Source organism: Bacillus kwashiorkori (assembly GCF_001375515.1).
Classification (GTDB): Bacteria; Bacillota; Bacilli; order Bacillales; family Caldibacillaceae; genus Bacillus_BK; species Bacillus_BK kwashiorkori.
This window is the reverse complement of sequence record NZ_CTDX01000015.1, coordinates 335,127-357,224: the sequence shown is the minus strand read 5'-3', so window position 1 is coordinate 357,224 and position 22,098 is coordinate 335,127. Positions and strand designations below refer to the sequence as shown.

The following is a 22,098-nucleotide window of genomic DNA, read 5'->3' as shown; positions in this document are numbered from 1 at the left end:
GTCCTTCCTTTCATCCAGCACTATTTATTTTTCCAAGTTAACTAGCACTTTCTGTCCACCGTTTTTCTGGTGCAATGAATATCACACCTAATTCATGATGTTCACCTTCATATAACGCCCTTTGGACAAATCGATTTTCCCCATTTCGATCTATTACTTCTACTTTACAAAAGGCACGATTTTTTTGAAGTGCCTGATAAAATTCTCGTTCATCATTTACTAAGATTCCATTTACTGTTTTAATGACTTCTCCAATATGCAAGTTCATTTTTTCCGCAGGAGAGCCAGGAATAATATCCAAAATCGTAATCCCAAATTGGTTTTTAGAAAAGTAATAGCTTTGTGTATTATTTTTCACCTTTTGAATAAGCGATAATATCGCCCTTCCAATAATTGCGATAGCTACCGAAACGAATGCCAACATCGGGAGCCAAAAACTAGCCAATGCAGTTAGTACAACTGGGATACTAAAGATGATTACTTGTTTCCCAAATTTTTGTACGGCTTGTTGTGGCAATTCTGTTTTTATCTGTTGTGAAAAACCGATCCAATATGGGATTAATAGAAAGGTAAAAGCATCCCCATTAATTGGCACGACCGGCCAATATTCCACTGGTAGGGATAGTTTTCCGACTGGAACTAACAACAATAAAGGAACAAACCACAATCTTCTTACTTCATGGATTCCAACATGTAACCCGCGCTTACTGCGGATTACTTTTGGCGAAGTATGTTTGGCAGCATTTTTATAAATTAAAATCCCTTCCGCTAAAAGTAAAAGACTCATTAAAAATGCGATATTAGGGAAAACATTGTCTGCTATATTATGAAAAGTATTCGAGAAAACTGGTAAGGTTAATGAATAATAACTTATTGCAAATAGCAAAAGAAAACTAATACCTGCTGTCCATGCTGGTGAAAGTATTCCCGGTTTTAAAACTATGGAAAAAATAAGCGTAACCACCCCTGCAACGAGGATGAAACTCCACGGAATTTGAACACCAACGAATAATAGGACAAGTGATAAAAGGAGACCTAGTAATAATCCTTTCAAACTATACGTTCGAAATTCATACCAGCCATCTTGAATGCGAATATGAAAGTTTTTCCGCTCTCGCTTTACTCTCGTATATCCGAGCCACACGGAATAGATAAAGCCGAGATAAAACAACGGATGGAGAAAAAACATACCAATGCCTTTTAATATTTCGATAGACCATTCACCCAAGCAAAACACCTCCATAATCGCATAGCAACATATCTTCTATCGTTTTTACTTTAACAGCCTATCACGTATGAAGAAAATCGCATTTCCGACTTTCTACTAGATTTGAAAAGTTCTATATTTAATACGACATATAGGGCAATCGTAACTTTATTTTAACAAAATTTTCACGAAAAGACTATTAGTAATTATTTATCTTTTGTCCTGGTTGTCTTGACAACATATACGGATAAAAATCGGCAACTCCTTGGAGAGCGGCCGATTTTTGTGGAAACTAACACCAAAGCAGAATAGGATCTTGTCTTATTCATTCTTTTGATGTTGTAAGTATTTTATTGCTGTTTGTAACTGGCGATCGTTTTTCACGTCAGCCATCATCTTTTTGACTTTCTCCTCCATTGCATTAGCGGTCACTTGATCAATAATTCCATTAGACGATAAATTTACTTCTTGTTGGAATGCTTTCACAGCATACTCTGTTGTTTCACTAAAATAGCCATCTGTTCTACCTGGTTCAAATCCGATACTTTTTAAAATTAATTGTGCATATTTCACTTGTTCATTATTCATATCTCTTTTTAATGCAGTATCTATTTGTAGAGGATGTAAATGATACAAGTCCGCTTGTTTTATTGGGATATCTGGGACTATTCCTTTTCCGTGAATCCAATTCCCATCAGGGGTCAACCACTTCAATAACGTTAATTTAATATGACTATTATCTCCTAAATCAAATTGTTGCTGTACCGTTCCTTTACCGAAAGAATTCTCCCCGATAACGGGATACCCTTCCCCTTCTTGTAATGCCGCAGCTAATATTTCCGAAGCTGATGCACTTCCTTTATCGGTTAAAACTACCATTGGGTAATCCTTTTTCTTTTTTAATTTGGAGTGAATACTTTCCCGATTTCCATTCCGCTGTTCTATTTGTAAGATAGGTTTTTTACTTGTGACTAGCTGAGAAGCAATTTCTTCTACGGTAGGTAAAAGCCCTCCAGGATTTCCTCGAACATCAATAATTAAGCCAGTAATTTCTTTTTTCTCCAATTGTTTTAAGTGGTGTGAAAAATCTTTTCCTGTATCTCGAGAAAAGGAAGTTATTTCAATATAGCCAATTCGGTCTTGCCCACTATCAAATAGTTGGGAATAAACCGTTTCAATCGGTATCATATCACGAATGACTTCGATTGTAATTGGACTTGTTATTCCTTCCCGTCGAATGACTAAAGAAACTGCTGTTCCTTTTTTCCCCCGGATTTTTAAAGTCACATCCAATAAATCAAAATTTGTAACATCCTCTCCATCAATTTGTAAAATTTGGTCATACGGTTTCAAACCGGCTTTTTCTGCAGGTGAATTTTTATATGGAGATAAAATAATGATTTTTCCTTCCACTTCCCCTATTTCCGCTCCGATTCCTTCAAAGGAAGAATCAAGTGATTGATTAAACTGAACAGATTTTTCTTCATCCATATAGACAGAATACGGGTCCTCTAATGTTGACAACATTCCTTGCACTGCTCCGTCTATTAGTTGCTTCCTGTCAACATCTTCTACGTATCCATTCTTTATTACTTCATAAGCCCTTTTAACTTTTGTAAAGTCTACTTCACTTTTTTCCATCGGTCTGTAAAAATTATTTGGCTGGTCCTTTTTCGCTTGATTATTGAACCAACTCATACTTGTGTAAGTACCTGCTGAGCCTATCAGTAAAGACAATATTACTGCTATAACGAGATGATATTTTTTCAACTGTTTTCCCCCATTCATTACAAAAAATTATGTTAGTGACAATATATGTATGTAATCACTATTTCCTCCTTTTTCTTCAATTACGGATAACCTACATGCGGATAATGAAAAGCTTCGTGTTAATTTATATGAATGAGTTGGACGAGATATGTTTTTTATCATGAAAATTACATCCAAAGGGGTTGTGGATAAAAAAGGCCGTTTTGTGGATAAAAATATTTTTATGTGGACAAATTTCTTCATATTTGTGGAATACTTAACTAAAGTAGTGGATAAATTACGCATTTTACATAAAACGGAAAACTACGTTAATAATAGGTTATTTTTCAATGTGAATTGTTAACAAACTGTAGATAACTTGTTTTTTCTGTGGAAAACCTTGTGTATTTTGTGGATAATATGTGGATAGTTAATTTAGATCATAGATTTTGTGACATGAAATATACCGAGGGTACCTCTCCTTTCTAATTATAAAAAATATCCATTAATACTTGAGACCGGACGAAACGTAATAAATGTATGTGGCTAAGAAATCCATACTAGGAATAATCATTCCTTTACCCACTGAAATTCGTTTTGTTTCTGTAACACATAAATCATTCTCCGTTAATATGCTGGAATAATACTAAACGTAGATGCTAGAGGGGTGAAATCAAAAAAGGAATTCAGGACTTAAAGGTATCTAAAAGAGCAGGTTAGATGTTATCTTTTTGCACCTTTAAAGAATCATCAAACTATTGATAGTTATGAGAATACTACCACATTCAATATAGAGCCAAATTTTTATATAAAAAAACTGCACCTCCAATTGCTTGATTGTGTCAAACAATTGGGGTGCAGTTCAGAAACGATAGTGTTTGAAACATTTATATATTAGAACCATGTGCCTTTCGGCGGGAAATTGACATATTTTCTCGGGTTAACAGATGCCCCGTACCTGTATTTCCCTTCATGAATTTCAAAGTGTAAATGTGGTCCAGTTGACCTACCAGTATTACCGAGAGATCCTATACGCTGTCCTTGTTCGACATATTGCCCCGCACTTACGTTCCAACCTGAAAGATGGGCATATATTGTTGTATATATTTGACCATTTACCATATGAGTAATAAAGACAACATTTCCATAAGTTCCACGTGGTCCGACATAACTTACTTCACCTGAAGCGGCTGCATATATAGGAGTACCGATACTATTTGCAATGTCGATACCGTAATGGAAGCTTCCCCAGCGCGGTGCCCACTCTGAAGTAACAATACCACTATTTATCGGTCGAATAAATATTCCATTTTTTGAAGTTGACTGGCTAGGCCCAGAACTACCGCTTCCGCCACTACTTCCTTGATTTTGTTGTTTTTTCCGAGCTTCTTCCTCCGCCTTACGTTTCTCTTCTGCAATTCTTTGTTTCTCTTTTTCTATTAATCTTTGAATAGAACGTTCTTGTGCGGCTAACACTTCTTGCTCTTCTTTTAAACTCATATATTCTTCTTGAATTTCTGCTTCTTTATCTTTTAATTCCGCCAATACATTATCTTTTTCTTGACGTTTTTTATTTAGTGCTGCTTGTTGTTGTTCATTTTGTTTCTTTAAGTTTTCAAGTTTTTCCCGATCTGTTTCTAACTTCTCTCTACTTATTTCCAAGTTTTCTCGATCTTTTTTATGTTCCTCAATAATCGATTTATCCGCTTTTAAAATAGTAGTAACCGCACTTACGCGATTAATAAAATCAGAAAAATCTTTTGCCCCAAGTAAAACCTCTAAATAACTAACAACACCACCAGTTGCTTGTACTGAGCGTGCTCGGTCTTTTAAAAGTTCATCACGTTTTTCAATTCGTTTTTGTAATACTTTAATTTCCTTTTTTAATTCACTAATTTCTTCATTTTTCTTACTAATTTGCTTTTCCAGAGATTTCGTTTTTTCAATAATGTCTTGCATTGCTGCATCAATTTTTTGCATTTCTAATTTTAGAGCGTTCTGTTCCTCTTTTACTTTATTAAGTTCATTAGATGTAGCATTAATATCTTGATTTAAACTAGACTTTTGATTGGAAATTTCCTTCTTCTCTTTTTCTAAATCTCCTAAACTAGCAGCGTAAGCAAGTGTACTATTTAACACGAGACCGAATGTTAGTAATAGTGCCATCACAACATAAAACTTTTTCTGCAATTTCACCCTCTTCTCTCCCTTCATGTTTTCTCTAAAATTCAAATATGTAATGGGGGCTTATCTCCTATAAAGGAGTACTGCCTAAAGTCCCCCATATATTTTTGAACTGGACTAAACTCGTAAAAATTTCCTAATGGACATCGTACTTCCCCATATACCGATTAAACAACCGAGTAATAATATGAAGCCACTCGTTTGAAAAATAAATGGGTTATATTCTAATAAATTTATAAAATGATTTTGCAAGCTTGGAGCTACTAAATCATAAACATATTTATATAGGGTAGCAATCGATACTATTGGTACTACAGATCCGAGAATCCCTAACCATAATCCTTCTAGGAAAAATGGCCAACGAATAAAACCATTTGTTGCGCCAACTAGTCGCATAATTTCAATTTCCCGTCTTCTAGCAACAATCGTGATTTTAATAGTATTAGAAATTAAAAAGATTGCAGTAAAGAGTAATCCTACGATTAAAATTATCCCAACATTCCTACTAGCATTAATAACTTTAAACAGCTTGTCTACAACATCTTTTCCGTAATTAACATCATAAACATTTTGTAGCTTTACAATTCGTTCTGCGACCATTTTCGTGTCTTCAGGATTTTTCGTTTTTACAATAAAGGCATCGTTTAGCGGGTTTTCCTGTTCGTATAATTTAAAAATGGCGCCATCTTCACCCATGCTATTAATTAACTGGTCAAGCTCATTTTCTTTCGTTGAAAATGTAACAGTAGAAACTTCTTTCATACTTTTTATTTCTTTTTCAAGCAAGTCTTGTTGTTTCTGATCTGCGGTCGTATCAATTAATACTTTAATTTGTACATCATTTTCAACTGATTTTGCTACTTCATTCAAATTCATTAATAATATATAAAAGACTCCTACCAGTAGTAATGTAACAGTAACTGCACTAACGGAGGCAAAAGTCATCCAACCATTTCGGACAATGTTCTTTAAGCTTTCTTTCGCATGGCGGCCGATCGTCCTAATTTTCATATCCGTAATCACCTCGTTGTTCATCTCGGACAATCATTCCACTTTCGATTGCAATTACACGGTGTTTCAACGTATTAACGACTTCACGATTGTGGGTTGCCATTATCACTGTTGTACCTCGCGCGTTAATCTCTTCAAATATTTTCATAATTCCCCAAGAAGTTTCTGGATCTAAATTCCCAGTCGGTTCGTCTGCTATCACTACTGAGGGAGAGTTAACGATAGATCTTGCAATGGAAACTCTTTGTTGCTCACCACCAGATAATTCTGTTGGATGCATTCTAGCTTTATGTTTTAAATTAACTAAGTCCAACACTTCCATTACCCGTCGTTTAATAATTCTTGGTGATTCTTCTATAACTTCCAGGGCAAAAGCAACATTTTCAAATACAGTAAGTTTTGGCAGAAGTTTAAAGTCTTGGAATACAACTCCTACTCTTCTTCGAAAATGGGGAATTTTACTATTTTTTAGTTTCGATATTTCCACACCATTAACGATAATTGTTCCCTTCGTAGGTCTTTCTTCCCGATACATCATTTTGATAAATGTGGACTTACCAGCTCCACTAGAGCCTACTACATAAACAAACTCACCTTGTTCAATATTTACATTTATACCATTAGCGGCGACAATACCGTTCGGATACTTTTTATAAACATCCTTCATTATGATCATTGAATCTCACCTTTACTACTATTTTTCCTGTTGAATTGACTCTTGAACTAATTAACCGAGGAGATTGCTATCATACTTTTTTACTAGATTTATAATAGGATGACGTATTTATTTATTTTTCGAGTAAATATACGAAAATCCGAGTTTTTTCATGCTTCTTTAACATTATAACATCATTTTTTTACAATAATAGCTATAAAATATTTACAGTTATATTTCATACGGTCATTTTTTCTACAATAATGCAGTTTTTTGTATAAAAACAGTGATTATTGTCGAACTTCTACTCAATATATTAACAGAAAAATATAAAAATTGGTATAGAAAAATGGGTTTTTTTTATGGTAAAAACTAGGAGTAGTAAAAGAGAAGTGTCAGGATATGATGAAATTTTTGGAAGTTATTTGGATAATAAGCGGGTAAGCTTTTTTTATGACTGGGGGAAAATAAAATCCTGAAAGAGACCGATTAATGTTCCCTTCCACTCAAGGTAAATTCGTACATTAAAAATGTGGGTAACATTTTCTCCAAAGTAAAACGTGAAGAAATGCTCCCACTATTAATCATTACATATGAGGAAATAATTGAAAATTACTTTTTTTCAGCTAACCATTCGGCAACTTTTTTGGCATCTTCCCCTTTTAAAAAACCGCCACGCATTTGCCCTTTCCCATTTAAAATAATCTTTTCTATTTCTTCACTCGTATATTTACTACCGATAACATCTAAATCTGGTGCATAACCACTTTTAAAATCTTTCCCATGACAACTAGCACAACTTTGAAGAAATAACTGATCCGGACTTAAATTGGATTTCGGTCCACTAGTTGAATCATTACTACATGCTACTAAACTAATCATGAAAATAACTGTGATTGCTGCCAATACTAGCTTCCACTTTTTCAATGTTCCTGCCCCTTTCCCGCTCTGCTGCAACACTTTCACCTAAAGTATAGCATAGTTCATTTTTTGTATCATTTAATTTAGTTGGAGAGCGGAGGCAACTCCTAAAAAAATTTAAATTCCTTCGTATGAACCATAATGACAGGCGAGGAAAAACTAAGCGGGCGTGAAACCTTGCCCTAGTACTTCTGAAGCATCAACGACAATAACGAAAGCTTCTGGATCAATCGATTTAACCACTTGCTTTAAATTCGTAAATTCTGTTTGATCAACAACTACCATAAACATGTTTCGCTGATTATTCGTATAACCGCCATATGCTTCAATTCTCGTTAATCCTCGGTCAATTTTCGTTAATATCGCATGTCGAACTTCTTCGGAATGTTCCGTTATAATCAATGCCATTTTCGAGCGATTCCAGCCAATTTGGACCATATCAATCGTCTTACTCGTGACAAATAGAGCAATTAAGGCAAATAAACCTTTTTCGATATTAAAAACAATTGCGGCAGATATTACAATCATCCCATCAATTATTGCGACACATTTCCCTAATGAAAAGCCAGTAAATTTTGCTAAAATTTGGGCGGCTAAATCTGTTCCACCTGTAGAGGCATTGCCACGAAACACAATTCCGATCCCAAATCCAACACCCATTCCACCAAAAATGGCGGCTAGTAATGGATTTAGTGTCCACGGATTCCAATCTTTTGTAAGAAAAACCGCTAGTGGTAAAAAGATAGTCCCAACCAATGTTTTTACCCCATAGTGGAATCCTAAAACTAGCACCCCTGCAATAAATAGCGGAATATTCAATGCCCACTGGACATAGGCGGGTTCCCACTTAAATAAGCCATTTAAAATTGTACTTATTCCGCTCACTCCACCTGAAGCAACTTCATTCGGCAATAAAAAAACGTTAAATGAGATGGCAACAATCGTTGCACCGAAAACGATATATAAGTAATTTTTTATTTTTTCAAACACGGGAGATAATGGTTTAGATTGTTTCCCTTTCTTCATGGTGTCTTCTCCTTCAAATCCTTTTACTATAGTTATATAAATTAGCATTTCCAATAAAAGAAAATCCCTCGCATGCAATAGAAAAAACGGTGGACTGTCTCCGCCGCGTTTCTACCGAATTTGTTGTTTTATATTGTTTTAACTTAGTTTATTAAAACGGGGGATTAATTAATTCTAGAACGCAAATAAGCATTAATGAATAAATCTATTTCACCGTCCATGACAGATTGAACATTCCCAACTTCTGTATTTGTCCGGTGGTCCTTCACCATCGAGTATGGATGAAAAACGTATGAGCGAATTTGGCTTCCCCAACCGATTTCTTTCTGTTCGCCACGAATTTCTGCTAACTCTTGTTCTTGCTCTTCAATCTTTAGTTGATATAACTTAGCTTTTAACATATTCATAGCTTTTTCCCGGTTTTTAATTTGGGATCGTTCATTTTGACATGTTACAACAGTACCAGTTGGAATATGGGTAATACGGACAGCAGAATCCGTTGTATTAACATGTTGTCCACCAGCACCGCTAGAACGATACGTATCGATTTTCAAATCCTCTTGGCGCACATCAATTTGAATATCATCGGTGAACTCTGGCATAACTTCACAAGATACGAAAGAAGTATGTCTCCGTCCAGATGAATCAAAAGGAGAAATGCGTACTAATCGATGAACACCTTTTTCTGCTTTTAAATATCCGTATGCATTATGTCCTTTAATGAGTAATGTTACACTTTTTATCCCTGCCTCATCTCCAGGTAAATAATCCAATGTTTCTACTTTGAAACCTTTCTTTTCCGCCCAACGAGTATACATTCGCAGCAACATCGAGCCCCAGTCTTGTGATTCCGTTCCACCTGCACCTGGATGCAGTTCAAGTATTGCGTTATTTTTGTCATAAGGCTCACTAAGTAAAAGTTGTAACTCAAAATCATTTAATTTACTTGTCAATTCAGCTAGTTCTGTCTCTAGTTCTTGCTGTAAGTCTGCATCAAATTCTTCTTTTAATAATTGGAATGTTAAATCTAAGTTTTCATACGTCTCATTAAGTTCATGGAACTCATTGACTAAATCTTTTAAACCATTTGCTTCGCTAATAATTTGCTGGGCAGCTTGTTGGTCATCCCAAAAGCCAGGTTCTAACATTCTTTCATCTAACTCCGCAATACGTGCCTCTTTATTTTCTAAGTCAAAGAGACCCCCTAAAGTCTGCTAATAATTCAGCAGTTTTTTCTAATGCGTTGCGAATTTCTGCTAATTCCATTACAGTCACCTCATTTTATAGTCCTTATTTTCTATTATGTCGAAAAAAACCACTTTATTTCGATATTTGTATTTTCCGGGAAATAATTCGACATTTTTCCTGAATGCAAAAAGGAGCTGTCTGAAAAGTATATGCAAACTAGTGACAGAAAGCGCTTCGCAATAGAGCGGGCTGACTGTCGATACTTCAATTAGACGATATCCACTGAAGTATCGATCGACTGCTTTCTGCCGTCTAGATTAAAAAACTTTTCTGGACAGCCCCATTATCTTCATAACCGTGATGCCTCGTATATTTTATAATAAATATTTTTAGAAAATCAAGTGTCAGCTATGTTATGCTAATAATTAATTTTCTGTTCTTCCATGACAGTTTTTATATTTCTTTCCACTGCCACAGTAACATGGATCGTTACGGCCGATATTCACTGTCTTCCGGATTGGTTGACGTTTCTTCGGTTGGTCTCCATCCGATTTCGGGATGACTGCTTGACCTTTCGCTACTTCTTCCCGTTTTAAGTTATTCACAATTTCGGCCTTCATGATGTATTTTGCCACATCTTCTTCAATTGCTTCAACCATTGCTTCGAACATGGCATAACCATCTTGCTGATATTCTCTTAACGGATCAATTTGTCCATATGCACGAAGGTGAATACCTTGACGTAGTTGATCCATTGCATCTAAATGGTCAATCCATTTCGTATCAACGACGCGGAGTGTAATAACTTTTTCAAACTCCCGCATTTTATCTGGTCCGAGCAACTCTTCTTTTTCGTTGTACCGTTCCATTACTTTGGCAAAAATAAGTTCTTCGATTTGCTCTGGATCTCTACCTTTAAAGTCTTGTTCGGTAAGATCCTTTTCTTGAAGTAAATTCGCATTTAAGTAATCGACTAGACCTTTTAAATTCCATTGTTCTGGAGCATCATTACTTGAGACAAAGGAATGTACATGGCGAGAAATGACAGAGCGTATCATTTTTTCAATAATTTCTCGTAAGTTGTCAGAATCAATTACTTCAAAGCGCTGGTTATAAATAATTTCCCGTTGTTGCCGGATAACATCATCATATTGCAATAACTGTTTCCGAGCATCGAAGTTATTTCCTTCGACCCGTTTTTGGGCTGACTCAACTGCACGAGTAACCATTTTACTTTGGATTGGTTGATTATCATCCATACCTAGTCGTTGCATCATTGACTTCATATTATCGGAACCGAAACGACGCATTAGTTCGTCTTCCATTGATAAATAAAACTGGGTTACCCCTGGGTCTCCTTGACGTCCAGAACGGCCTCGCAACTGATTATCAATCCGTCTCGATTCATGTCGCTCTGTACCAATAACTGCGAGACCGCCTAATTCTTTTATACCTTCACCAAGTTTAATATCAGTACCACGTCCAGCCATGTTAGTTGCAATTGTTACTGCACCTTGTTGACCAGCTTCCGCAATGATTTCAGCTTCGCGAGCATGGTTTTTCGCATTTAAGACATTATGTTTTATCCCTTTCTTCGTTAATAGTTGGGATACTAATTCCGAAGTTTCAATGGCTACTGTACCAACTAGTACTGGTTGTCCTTTTTTATGACGTTCTTCAATATCATTAACGACTGCACGGAATTTCCCTTGCATAGTCGGATAAATTAAATCTGGTCTGTCATCCCGAACTATCGGTCTATTCGTTGGAATGACAATAACATTCATATTATAAATGTTGCGAAACTCTTCTTCTTCCGTTTTTGCTGTACCTGTCATCCCAGCTAATTTTTCATACATTCGGAAGTAATTTTGGAACGTAATCGTCGCCATCGTCATACTTTCGTTTTGAATTTCTACACCTTCTTTAGCTTCAATCGCTTGGTGCAACCCATCACTATAACGACGACCTTTCATTAACCGGCCAGTAAATTGGTCGACAATGACGATTTCTCCATCTTGTACAACATAGTCGACATCTAGATGCATGATTACTCTAGCACGTAATGCTTGGTTAATATGATGATTGAGCGTTACATTATTTACATCAAAAAGGTTCGTTATTCCGAAGTATTTTTCTGCTTTCGTAATACCTTCTTCCGTTAATTGAACACTTTTTGTTTTTTCATCTAATGTATAATCTTTTTCTTCCCTTAACGTATGCACGAACGCATTTGCTTGAATATATAATTGCGTAGACTTTTTTGCCGAACCAGAAATAATTAGTGGTGTTCTCGCTTCATCAATCAAAATCGAGTCAACCTCGTCAATTACAGCAAAATATAAAGGTCGTTGTACCATTTGTTCCTTGTATAGAACCATGTTATCGCGCAAATAATCAAAACCAAACTCGTTATTCGTACCGTACGTGATATCACAGTTATATGCTTCTTGCTTTTCTTCTTTGGACATGTCATGTAAGTTTAGGCCAACGGTTAAACCAAGAAAGTCATATACTTGACCCATCTCTGTCGCGTCACGTCTAGCTAAATAGTCGTTCACTGTAATGACATGAACTCCTCGACCTGTCAGTGCATTTAAATAAACAGGCATCGTAGACGTTAATGTTTTCCCTTCACCCGTTTTCATCTCAGCGATATTTCCTTCGTGTAAGGCAATACCCCCCATTAACTGGACTTTATACGGATACAAACCGAGTACTCTTTTTGCTGACTCTCGAACAACGGCAAAAGCATCTACTAAAATATCATCCAATGTTTCACCATTATTTAGTCGGTTTTTAAACTCATCTGTTTTTGCCCGTAATTGTTCATCTGACAATTTTTCCATTTCAGGTGCTAACGCATCAATTTTATCAGCAGTTTTTTCCAATCTTTTCAAATCTCTTTTATTCAAGTCAAATATTTTATTTAAAATACTTGCCATTTACACAACGCTCCTTTATTTGTAGGGAATCCAATATGACAATTTTCTTGAAGAGTTAAGTATCTATTTACCATTGAAGATAATGTGGCTTCATATGCTAATTACATTGTATAAAAGTGCCTACTTATACTAATCTATATTATCATTATAAAAGGTCAGTGACAACCGAACTTTGCGAACAGGCCACGAAAAATTCAGCCTAAAAATAAGGCGCCAAATATTAAGGCAAGGGCAATTACATAGGCAGGATTTACTTTCCATTTTTCCAGTAATAAATAACTTACAATCGCAATTGCAATCGTAACCCAGCTGCCAATAGATCGGAAAGAATCAGCAAAAAAATCATATGTTAGCAACCCCATGAGTGCGGCAATCGTTGGTCTAACATAGTTACTCATCCTTTTTACCTTTGGTGAGTCTTTATGGCGCATGATAATATTTAATAATAATATCATTAAAATTAAAGTCGGGGCTACCGTTGCAAATAAGGCAATTACCGCACCAATTACACCACCTTGCATATAACCGACAAACCCAGCCATCTTTGTTGCAATTGGTCCTGGTAGTGCATTACTTAAAGCAATCATTTCACTAAATTGCTGAGCACCCATCCACCCGTAACGATCGACAACTTCATGTTCAACTAGCGGAATAAGTGCTGGACCCCCTCCGTAACCGATAATTCCTGGAATAAAAAACGCTAAGAAGATTTGCCAATAAATCATTATGTCACCTTTCATATGTAAGTTTTACTAATTTCAAAGTGTGTCCATAGTTATTTTCCCAAACTTGCCAAACTTTTAAGCCAGTTACAAAGACTAACTCGAGTTTGCCTTTTTTGACTGTTTTTTCGGCTCAAAAAACAAGGCTGCCGACAATAACACGATAATAATTACAGCAGGATGAATTCCTACCCATTGCAGTAAAATAACAGTTATAGCGATTAAAATAATAGAAACGAACCAACCAAAGTAAGTTTTAGATTTTTTTACAAAATCCCAAGTTAACATTCCTAGCATAACCCCAACGACGGGAACGACAGCTTGGGACATACCGTGCACCCAAGGTCGGTCTTTATACGCATTAAAAACAGTTAGTAATAAAATTACTAGCCCAACGGTTGGAATAACGTTAGCAATGATGGCGACCATCATGCCGACCAAGCCGCGAACACGATAACCGATATAGCCAGCCATCTTCGTTGCAATAGGACCCGGCAATGCATTCCCAATAGCTAGCACGTCGGAAAAATCTTCATCAGTCATCCATTTAAAATTGTCCACAACTTCTTTATATACTAATGGAATAGAACTTGGTCCTCCTCCATACCCGAAAATTCCTGAACGGAAAAACGCTAAAAAGATTTGCCAATAAATCATTCTTTCACCAACTTTTAGTGCATTCTCGTTAAAAAAAGTCCTTATAGGTACAATAGCACAAAGTTATTTGCACTAAACAAACTATCATCCTAATACTTTACCATACAGCAATCGAACCATCCGTTCTTGACTCTGTTCCACCTACATACACTCCAGTGTGGGGATGACGAATAATGATTTGCCCTCTGCCAAAACCTCCTGAATCAAGAGCCACTTGGATTTGATGGCCTTTTCTTCCTAATGCTTGAGCAAGATGTGTCGGGAAATTTGCTTCAACCATTACCTTTTTTCCTTCTATCCATTGCCAACGTGGAGCGTCGAGTGCTGCTTGTGGATTCAAGTGGAAATCGATCATATTCATTAATATTTGCAAGTGACCTTGTGGCATCATATATCCACCCATTACACCGAACGGACCGATTGCTTCCTTATCTTTTGTTAAAAATCCTGGAATAATCGTGTGTAAAGTTTTTTTCCCCGGTTGCAGTGCGTTTGTCGCAGCAAAATCTAAAGAAAAATCTGCCCCCCTGTTTTGCATAGCAATTCCCGTTCCTGGTATTACAATCCCTGAGCCAAAACCCATATAGTTACTTTGGATGTATGACACCATATTACCATCTTTATCAGCAGTTGCTAAATAAACAGTGCCACCCTTTTTCGGTTTATATGGACTAGGATCTAACGCTCGATCTGTGATTAACTCTCTTCTTTTACTTGCATAAGTTTCAGAAATTAATTCTTCTACCGTCGTTTTCATATAACGAGGGTCGGTTATCAACGTTTTGCCATCTGTTAACGCTAATTTTAATGCTTCGATTTGTTTATGATATGTTTCCACATCGTCCTTAAAGGAAAAATCAAAACCTTTCACGATGTTTAGTGCCATTAAGGCGACGATTCCTTGGCCATTCGGCGGCAATTCCCATACATCATATCCGCGGTAATTCACCGAGATCGGGTCTACCCATTCTGGTTGAAATTGTTCTAAATCTTCCTTCCGTAAAAAACCGCCATGTTTCCGAAAGAAGCAATCAATCTTCTCCGCAAGCTCACCACGGTAAAAACTTTCTCCAGCCGATTCTGCAATTTTTTCAAGCGTAGTTGCATGAGCTTCTGACCGCCAAATTTCTCCAATTTTCGGCAATTTACCATTAGGAATAAACGTATCAAACCAAGGTTGAAATTCTTCGGTTGTTAAAGATGTTTTAAAACGGTGATACGCTATTTCCCAATATTTACCTAAAATTGGACTGATAGGATACCCTTCTCTAGCATATGTAATTGCAGGCTGTAGTACTTCTTTCAATGACAAATTACCAAATCGTTTGGATAAGGCTACCCAAGCTGCTGGTGTCCCAGGTACTGTGACCGGTATCATTCCATGTACAGGCATTTTTTCATATCCACGCTCTTTTACTGCTTCAATAGAAATCATTTGAGGAGCAGGACCACTACTATTTAAGCCATACATGTGATTCTTTAGCCACACAATGGCAAAAGCGTCACCGCCGATACCATTCGCCGTAGGCTCAACGACAGTGAGCGTTGCGGCTGTTGCTATAGCAGCATCAACAGCATTGCCGCCCTTTTTTAAAATTTCTAACCCCGCTTCTGCTGCTAGCGGTTGGGAAGTTGCTACCATTCCTTTCTTACCAAATACACCCATTCTTTGAGATGAATACGGATAATTTAAATGATCCATTTTGATACTCCCTCTTTTTAAAGTGAATATTTGCCCATCAATTGTAGTTGTGAACTTCAATATAAATCCACAAAATTCAACAAACAGGATTTAATCTAATTTTCATTATAATAGAAAATAAAGTAGATTTGTTTCGGATTTCGAAAAAAAAATGCATGTCCAATAAAAAAACCTTGTGAAACATAACTCGCCTCACAAGGTTTTAATTCTGTTGAAAAAGTTAAACGGTTTCAATTAGTCCGTAACGACCATCTTTTCTCCGATAGACGATATTCGTTGAATTTGTTTCTGCATCGGTATAGACATAGAAACTATGACCAAGTAAATTCATTTGTAAAACTGCTTCTTCGCTATCCATCGGTTTTAAGTCAAAACGTTTCATCCGAACGATTTCTATATCATTATCAGTTTCGATACTATCTTCTTTAGATACATTCCCGTTTGTAACGAACAATTCTTTCCTGCCGATTTCACGGGATTTCCGATTGATTTTTGTTTTATGTTTTCGAATTTGTCGTTCTAATTTATCTGTTATGAGATCAATTCCAGCATACATGTCAGTATTAACTTCTTCTGCTCTTAAAACTAAGTTAGGAAGGGGAATTGTAACCTCAACCTTCGTTTTCTTGTCTTGATACACTTTTAAATTTACATGTACGTTGGCGTTTGGAGACTCTGTAAAATACCTCTCTAACTTAGCAATTTTTTTCTCCGCATATTCTCTCAGAGCTGGAGTTACTTCAATGTTTTCACCACGAACGTTAAATCTCATGTGTGAACTCCTCCTTTTAATAAAACTATATTAACTATATTCGTTAACTAAGTAACAAAATCCTGCTTCATTAGAAAAAAAATTTGTCTATTTTTTTACAGTCTTTCTCCTGCTTATACATAAAATGATTTAGTGCGAGACGGAAAACTTTCCGCGGTGCGAAAAATATCCAACCATTACCAGTGTATTCATGAAAACAGTTTTTTAGACATTATTTGCAAATTTATTAGCAACACTTTATTAATTATTGAACATTTTATGACTGTATTGGAAATAAAACGGTCCTTATCTCAAACAACCAACTAAAAATTCGCCTTAAATACGATAGTTATTTTCGTTTATCGTAAAACACACCATCCGTTTGTAATGCAGCATATGGGTTTCGATATTTCTTTTCGGATTGTTTCTTTTTTTGCAAAATATTTATATCACTTTGGAGGGAGGCTTTAACAGTTTGTAGTAAATCATCAAGCTCTTTATTCAGTATGACAAGATGACGCCCTAACTCTGTTTCTCCCTCCGAAAAAGGTGGTTTAATTTGTTTTAATAACAGTTCCCGTTCATTTAGGAGCTTCTCTACTTCCACAATTGACGCTTCTCGATTATCAGTAGAAACAGCCTTTAATAACTCCACTAATCTTGTGGTGAGTAAATAAAACTCCTTTAAAGGATTCATTACACTTGGCCACCTTTATTATATTGTAATTTCCGATTTGCTTGGATGACTTGTTTCCATGTATCACGAAAATCGGTAACAATGCCTTCAGCGTCTTCTAAAGCACGGATATCATTTTTCACATTTGCTTCAATTAATTGGCGGCGAACAAAATCATACAAAGGCATCATTTGTTTGGAAATTTCCACATCCATTTTTAATGTAACCATTAACTCAGTAATAATGTTTTGTGCCTTCTGGAGGTTAATATTTTTGTCCGTTACATTGTTTTCTTTCATGGCAACTTTCGCCAGCTGGATAAATTTTAAACAACCATTATAGAGCATTAATGTTAGTTCACCTGGTGTAGCCGTATTTACTGAGTTTTGCTGATATGCTTGATAGGGATTTGAAATCGCCATAATGTTCCTACCTTTCTATTCCAATTATACTAATTTGTCGATATATTTCGATATAAGATTAAGAACTCATAATTTGATGAATACAAAAAAATTACATAAAAAATTGGGATAAGTACATCGATTGAGAGTTCGCTCGCTGAATCGCTTTTTCCATTGCGGAAAATTGGGCGTAGTAACGAGTTTCTAACTTTGTTAAACGGTCTTCAAACCGCTCTATACTGGAATCTAAACTATTTAATTGTCGCCCAATAGTAAATTGATGATTGACAGACGTGGCACTTCCAGCCCTTTCGCGAATCCGATTCATCGTATCGGTAACTTTTGTCGACAACCGTTGAATAATTCCATTTTGACTGTCCGTTACACCGGATGCAATAAATAATCTTTCGATAGAACTTGGATCCTCTGCAATAGCTGCTTTCAACTGACTTTCGTTAATTTCAATTTTTGCACTCGTATAGTCTGAAGTTGTTTTTATACCAATGGCGGAAAGAGACTTCATTTTTGGGTTTATATCATTCATATCAACCGGACTATAAATTGCTGAACGGGCTTGCGAAATAAAGCTAGATAAAATAGAATCATTTTTTAGCAAACCGCTTTTCGCCATTTCCTCCCATTTCTCTTGTTGTTTATCTGATAAAGACTCCCGCTCATCATCGGTTAGCGGTTTATAGTCTTTATATTTCGGTTCCATTAATTTTTCTTGGATTTTTTCAACGTGTTCATTGTATTTATCCACGAACGCTTTAATGTTTTCAAATAATTTATCGTTCTCTTGATTTATATTAATTGTTACAGGTTCATCTGTAGTATTATTTAAACTAAAAGTAACACCACTCATCGTGAAAGTATTAGATGTTCTTTGTGTTTCTAAACCATTAATTGTAAAAACTGCATTTTCTCCACCAGACTCTGTTCCATTTTCGAACCTTAAAACTCCATTTAAGAATCCAGATGAAGTAATTATTTCTGGTCCATCTTCATTAAAATTACCCGTTTCTCTACGGTTCATCGTTACTCTGTCTGTATAGGAGTCATAAAACATCGTGACACCGACGTTTGAATTATTCACCCGTGCAAGAACGGTATTTAATGATTCATTCCCCTGTACTAAAAAATTCTCCTTAACAATCCCTTTAGATGTGTGGGTTGTTAAGTCAAAGGAAAAATAATGATGTTTCGATTCGAGTTTCAATTCGACAGTTGGCTTTTCGCTATTGTCATCACTCGGTTCGGTATCGCTATTATTCTGATTAGCTAGTTCATTAATTTTATCTCGAAACGCCTGATTGATGGTTACTTTTCCATCTGTATAATTTATTTCACCCATCTCAGATACTACTTGGCCATTTTCTTTCATGACTAGCTTGTTGGGGTCACTTTCTGATGCTTCAAACGTTAAATCTCCTATTGTCAATTTAACAGAACCTTCTTCTAGAGCACCACGAAGGGAAATTACCTGTATGTCCGAATTCACTTTTTTCGTTTCCACACGTTTATCAGTCACATAATCAACTTTAATAGAACTATTCGGAGCTATAACCTTCCCAAAAGTTAATTCACCTGTTGTTTTATCCACTAACACTTCATTATCTTTCGGCTTGAGTTGGTTCTCTGGCAGACTTTCAAGAACAGTAAATTTTTCCCCATTTACTGTCACTGTCATCGTACTGGTAGGTTCTTGCAATACTACGCCATCGGTTAGCTCAAGAGATATTTTTTCTCCTTGTTTCGTTACAATCGTTTTCGACTCAACACTTCCAGTTTGCCAACGAAAACTATCTGTAAATTGAAAATCATCTTTAATTGCATACAAACCTTTTGATGTATCTATTTTTTTATCAGCAGATTTTGAAATTGCACCAGCATTCACCTTAGTGGCAGCAGTTGCAAGCTGTTTCACTTTAGAAATCGTGTAAGATCCAACACCTGCACCACTTGAGGCGGTTGCAGAAACGAGCTTTTCGTTTGTACTTGTCGCTGTCCTCGTCCGGTAATAACTAGTGAGGCGCATACTCGTTAATTCAGAACGGAAATTCAGCATTAACGTATTTATTTCCCGGTAGCTGTCTCGTTGCCATTCTAATACTTGTTTTTCTTGTTTATATTTATTTAATGGGACACTTTCCGCTTTCATTAAATTCGTGACGATCTCATCAATATTCATCCCACTTGCAAGTCCGGTTACCCGCATAACCATGGATATCACTCCCTTTCCTAAATGCCTAACTCCGTCAATTATTGGTAATGATTACTATGAAATACCCAATTTGGAAAGAGGGGTAACTCATAGCATATTTCCTATCCGTGACTATTTTGATTAATAAAAAGTCATCCACGGATTAAATTTTTTTGTCTACGATTACTCCGAGCATTTCTGCCATTGCTGCATATAAATCCAGCATTTTTTTAGGTGGTATTTCTTTTATAACTTCTTTCGTCGTATCATCCACAACTGTCACATAATATTCGTTCAGTTTTTCGTGGAATTCAAATTTCAAGGAAGTTTGAACCGGATTCAAAAAGTCATTTAGACCTTTAACCATTTCTTCAACTTGTTCTTTACTTTTCCAATGGAATGTTTGATTTCTTTCATTTGTGTTATTAGCCAAACTCATTTCATTGTTCGATTTGTTTTCTGCCGTTCTTTCAAAATTAATTGGGTTTTGTCTAGTTGTAAATACATGTTGCGGGAGTGCAATTTTATCATTCATAAAACTTCCTCCTAAAAGTTCATTATCATAAAACTCCCTTACAAATACGAATGGTAAAAATGGTCGATAAACTACTTCCTTCTTGTTATTCTCATCTATTCTTTTTATCGGATAAAACTTCTATTTATTTAATTTTATTTCACGAAAACTAGTCGGGATAAATAGAAGTTCTTGCATACGAGAGAATGGATAAATCGCATATCTTATAAATTTAGTAATTTGATTCTATTAAAGGAGATTGTTCAAAGTCATATAAAAAACCCAAGAATGTCTAGTTCAAACTTCAAACTTCAACATTCTTGGGTTACATATATCACTATATAGACATCCTTTAATCAAACTTTACACGTACCTGTCTCTACTAGCCCCAACACCGAATATCATCACGAGTATAGTAATTCCCATTAATGTAAGTAACGGGACGGTCCATGCATCGGTCAAATCATATAAAAACCCAATTAATATTGGACCTACTGCAGCCAATAAGTAACCGATTGATTGGGCCATGCCAGAGAGAGCACTCGCTTGTTTTGCATCACGGGCGCGCATACCGATAAAAGTTAATGCGAGCGAAAAGGAACCCGCTAACGTAATTCCGATAAGGATAATTGCTAAAACTAACAACGGAAAGGAACCGCCCATTAGTAAAATGGAAAAACCGATGATGGCCATGCTTGTCATCGTCATCACAACCCATTTTTGTGCATGCTTTTTACCAGCAATCACTGGAACGATGAAACTTGCCGGAAGACCGATAAATTGTGTAAATGAAAGAAGCCAGCCTGCCGTATTGGCACTAATACCTTGATCTTGCAAAATGGTTGGTAGCCAAGCTACAGTGACATAAAATAAGACAGATTGTAGTCCCATAAAGGCGGCAACAAACCATGCAACAGAAGACTTCCAAACGTTGGACGAAACTCCAACAGAAGCCAAGGCCGATTTTTCTTCATTTTTTTTACTAGCTTCGTTTTTTCGTCGATTATTTGCTAAAATAATCCAAACAATTACTGCTAAAAGTGCAGGGATACTCCATAAAACTAATGTGAGTTTCCACCCAAGTTGTAAGTTTACTGCAAGTGGAACACTTAATCCAGAAGCAACTGCTGCTATTAAACCCATCGATGTCGTATAAACACTCGTTAGTAAAGCAAACTTTTCAGGAAATTTCTCTTTTACAATAACTGGTAACAATACATTACTAATCGCTATTCCTACTCCAATTAATAAAGTACCAATAAATAAAAAAGCGATCGAAGCTAAAGATCGTAATAAAATTCCAATAATCAACGAAAATAACCCTACCACTAATGCCGATTCATTAGAAAGTTTTTGCCCAATGATTGGAACAACTGGTGAAAATATCGCAAATACAATTAGTGGTAAACTAGTTAATAAACCCGCAACACTATGAGATAACAATAAATCTTCCTCAATCATCGAGATGATTGGCCCAATTGCAGTTATCGCTGGACGTAAATTAAATGCGACTAAAATAATGCCAAATACTAATAAACCTTTCGCTAATGTACTTTTATTCTCCTGCGCCTGTTGTACATTCATGT

At 36.1% G+C, this 22,098-nt stretch carries 18 protein-coding genes; all 18 read right to left on the bottom strand.

Going from position 1 to position 22,098, the window contains the following annotated elements:
* Positions 1 to 37: 37 nt before the first annotated feature.
* Positions 38 to 1,228, bottom strand: a complete 1,191-nt coding sequence (locus BN1242_RS08390; protein ID WP_062354213.1) for a PDZ domain-containing protein — start codon at positions 1,226 to 1,228, stop codon at positions 38 to 40.
* Positions 1,229 to 1,528: 300 nt separating this feature from the next.
* Positions 1,529 to 2,977, bottom strand: a complete 1,449-nt coding sequence (locus BN1242_RS08385; protein ID WP_062354208.1) for a S41 family peptidase — start codon at positions 2,975 to 2,977, stop codon at positions 1,529 to 1,531.
* Between the two features lie 873 nt (positions 2,978 to 3,850).
* Positions 3,851 to 5,152: a murein hydrolase activator EnvC family protein gene (locus tag BN1242_RS13845; protein WP_062354202.1), complete on the bottom strand. Its 1,302-nt coding sequence runs from the start codon at positions 5,150 to 5,152 to the stop codon at positions 3,851 to 3,853.
* 105 nt (positions 5,153 to 5,257) lie between these two features.
* On the bottom strand, positions 5,258 to 6,151 hold the full coding sequence (ftsX, locus tag BN1242_RS08370) for a permease-like cell division protein FtsX (protein ID WP_062354199.1): 894 nt from the start codon (positions 6,149 to 6,151) through the stop codon (positions 5,258 to 5,260).
* Positions 6,141 to 6,827 (bottom strand): cell division ATP-binding protein FtsE, encoded by a 687-nt coding sequence (gene ftsE, locus BN1242_RS08365; RefSeq protein ID WP_062354196.1) that lies wholly within the window; start codon positions 6,825 to 6,827, stop codon positions 6,141 to 6,143. The genes ftsX and ftsE overlap by 11 nt, the downstream gene beginning before the upstream one ends.
* Positions 6,828 to 7,418: 591 nt before the next feature.
* On the bottom strand, positions 7,419 to 7,733 hold the full coding sequence (locus BN1242_RS08360) for a c-type cytochrome (protein WP_238985117.1): 315 nt from the start codon (positions 7,731 to 7,733) through the stop codon (positions 7,419 to 7,421).
* Between the two features lie 153 nt (positions 7,734 to 7,886).
* Positions 7,887 to 8,753 (bottom strand): YitT family protein, encoded by an 867-nt coding sequence (locus BN1242_RS08355; RefSeq protein WP_062354193.1) that lies wholly within the window; start codon positions 8,751 to 8,753, stop codon positions 7,887 to 7,889.
* Positions 8,754 to 8,917: 164 nt separating this feature from the next.
* Positions 8,918 to 10,019 (bottom strand): peptide chain release factor 2 gene (prfB, locus tag BN1242_RS08350; RefSeq protein WP_106384820.1). Its coding sequence is split into 2 segments (ribosomal slippage): positions 8,918 to 9,946 and positions 9,948 to 10,019, totalling 1,101 coding nucleotides; the frame shifts between segments, so codons are not numbered across the junction.
* 347 nt (positions 10,020 to 10,366) lie between these two features.
* Complete coding sequence (gene secA, locus BN1242_RS08345) at positions 10,367 to 12,886, bottom strand: preprotein translocase subunit SecA (RefSeq protein ID WP_062354188.1); 2,520 nt, start codon at positions 12,884 to 12,886, stop codon at positions 10,367 to 10,369.
* A gap of 194 nt (positions 12,887 to 13,080) precedes the next feature.
* On the bottom strand, positions 13,081 to 13,611 hold the full coding sequence (locus BN1242_RS08340; protein WP_062354185.1) for a chromate transporter: 531 nt from the start codon (positions 13,609 to 13,611) through the stop codon (positions 13,081 to 13,083).
* A 93-nt stretch (positions 13,612 to 13,704) separates the two neighbouring features.
* Positions 13,705 to 14,265 carry a chromate transporter gene (locus BN1242_RS08335; protein ID WP_062354182.1) on the bottom strand — a complete coding sequence of 187 codons (561 nt, stop codon included), beginning with the start codon at positions 14,263 to 14,265 and terminating at the stop codon, positions 13,705 to 13,707.
* Between the two features lie 97 nt (positions 14,266 to 14,362).
* Positions 14,363 to 15,967 carry a gamma-glutamyltransferase family protein gene (locus BN1242_RS08330; RefSeq protein ID WP_077216157.1) on the bottom strand — a complete coding sequence of 535 codons (1,605 nt, stop codon included), beginning with the start codon at positions 15,965 to 15,967 and terminating at the stop codon, positions 14,363 to 14,365.
* 220 nt (positions 15,968 to 16,187) lie between these two features.
* Positions 16,188 to 16,739 carry a ribosome hibernation-promoting factor, HPF/YfiA family gene (hpf, locus tag BN1242_RS08325; RefSeq protein WP_062354179.1) on the bottom strand — a complete coding sequence of 184 codons (552 nt, stop codon included), beginning with the start codon at positions 16,737 to 16,739 and terminating at the stop codon, positions 16,188 to 16,190.
* A 328-nt stretch (positions 16,740 to 17,067) separates the two neighbouring features.
* Positions 17,068 to 17,415, bottom strand: coding sequence for a flagellar protein FliT (gene fliT / locus BN1242_RS08320; protein ID WP_062354175.1), 348 nt, complete (start codon positions 17,413 to 17,415; stop codon positions 17,068 to 17,070).
* Positions 17,415 to 17,816, bottom strand: a complete 402-nt coding sequence (gene fliS, locus BN1242_RS08315) for a flagellar export chaperone FliS (protein WP_062354171.1) — start codon at positions 17,814 to 17,816, stop codon at positions 17,415 to 17,417. The genes fliT and fliS overlap by 1 nt, the downstream gene beginning before the upstream one ends.
* Before the next feature lie 91 nt (positions 17,817 to 17,907).
* The gene (fliD, locus tag BN1242_RS08310) at positions 17,908 to 20,019 is read right to left on the bottom strand and encodes a flagellar filament capping protein FliD (protein WP_062354167.1); all 2,112 of its coding nucleotides are present in this window, start codon (positions 20,017 to 20,019) and stop codon (positions 17,908 to 17,910) included.
* A 142-nt stretch (positions 20,020 to 20,161) separates the two neighbouring features.
* A complete protein-coding gene (flaG, locus tag BN1242_RS08305) occupies positions 20,162 to 20,533 on the bottom strand; it encodes a flagellar protein FlaG (protein ID WP_071435485.1) in 372 nt (123 codons plus the stop codon).
* 342 nt (positions 20,534 to 20,875) lie between these two features.
* Entirely contained in the window at positions 20,876 to 22,096 is a 1,221-nt protein-coding gene (locus BN1242_RS08300; protein WP_062354164.1) for a CynX/NimT family MFS transporter, read from the bottom strand.
* Positions 22,097 to 22,098: the final 2 nt, after the last annotated feature.

Excerpts from the sequence above, each read along its gene's own strand:
- hpf (WP_062354179.1), bottom strand. The coding sequence starts at position 16,739 with ATGAGATTTAACGTTCGTGGTGAAAACATTGAAGTAACTCCAGCTCTG.
- secA (WP_062354188.1), bottom strand. The coding sequence starts at position 12,886 with ATGGCAAGTATTTTAAATAAAATATTTGACTTGAATAAAAGAGATTTG.
- ftsX (WP_062354199.1), bottom strand. The coding sequence starts at position 6,151 with ATGAAAATTAGGACGATCGGCCGCCATGCGAAAGAAAGCTTAAAGAAC.
- flaG (WP_071435485.1), bottom strand. The coding sequence starts at position 20,533 with ATGAATGATAAAATTGCACTCCCGCAACATGTATTTACAACTAGACAA.
- fliD (WP_062354167.1), bottom strand. The coding sequence starts at position 20,019 with ATGGTTATGCGGGTAACCGGACTTGCAAGTGGGATGAATATTGATGAG.
- fliT (WP_062354175.1), bottom strand. The coding sequence starts at position 17,415 with ATGAATCCTTTAAAGGAGTTTTATTTACTCACCACAAGATTAGTGGAG.
- BN1242_RS08340 (WP_062354185.1), bottom strand. The coding sequence starts at position 13,611 with ATGATTTATTGGCAAATCTTCTTAGCGTTTTTTATTCCAGGAATTATC.
- BN1242_RS08300 (WP_062354164.1), bottom strand. The coding sequence starts at position 22,096 with ATGAATGTACAACAGGCGCAGGAGAATAAAAGTACATTAGCGAAAGGT.
- BN1242_RS08355 (WP_062354193.1), bottom strand. The coding sequence starts at position 8,753 with ATGAAGAAAGGGAAACAATCTAAACCATTATCTCCCGTGTTTGAAAAA.
- fliS (WP_062354171.1), bottom strand. The coding sequence starts at position 17,816 with ATGGCGATTTCAAATCCCTATCAAGCATATCAGCAAAACTCAGTAAAT.
- ftsE (WP_062354196.1), bottom strand. The coding sequence starts at position 6,827 with ATGATCATAATGAAGGATGTTTATAAAAAGTATCCGAACGGTATTGTC.
- BN1242_RS08335 (WP_062354182.1), bottom strand. The coding sequence starts at position 14,265 with ATGATTTATTGGCAAATCTTTTTAGCGTTTTTCCGTTCAGGAATTTTC.
- BN1242_RS08330 (WP_077216157.1), bottom strand. The coding sequence starts at position 15,967 with ATGGATCATTTAAATTATCCGTATTCATCTCAAAGAATGGGTGTATTT.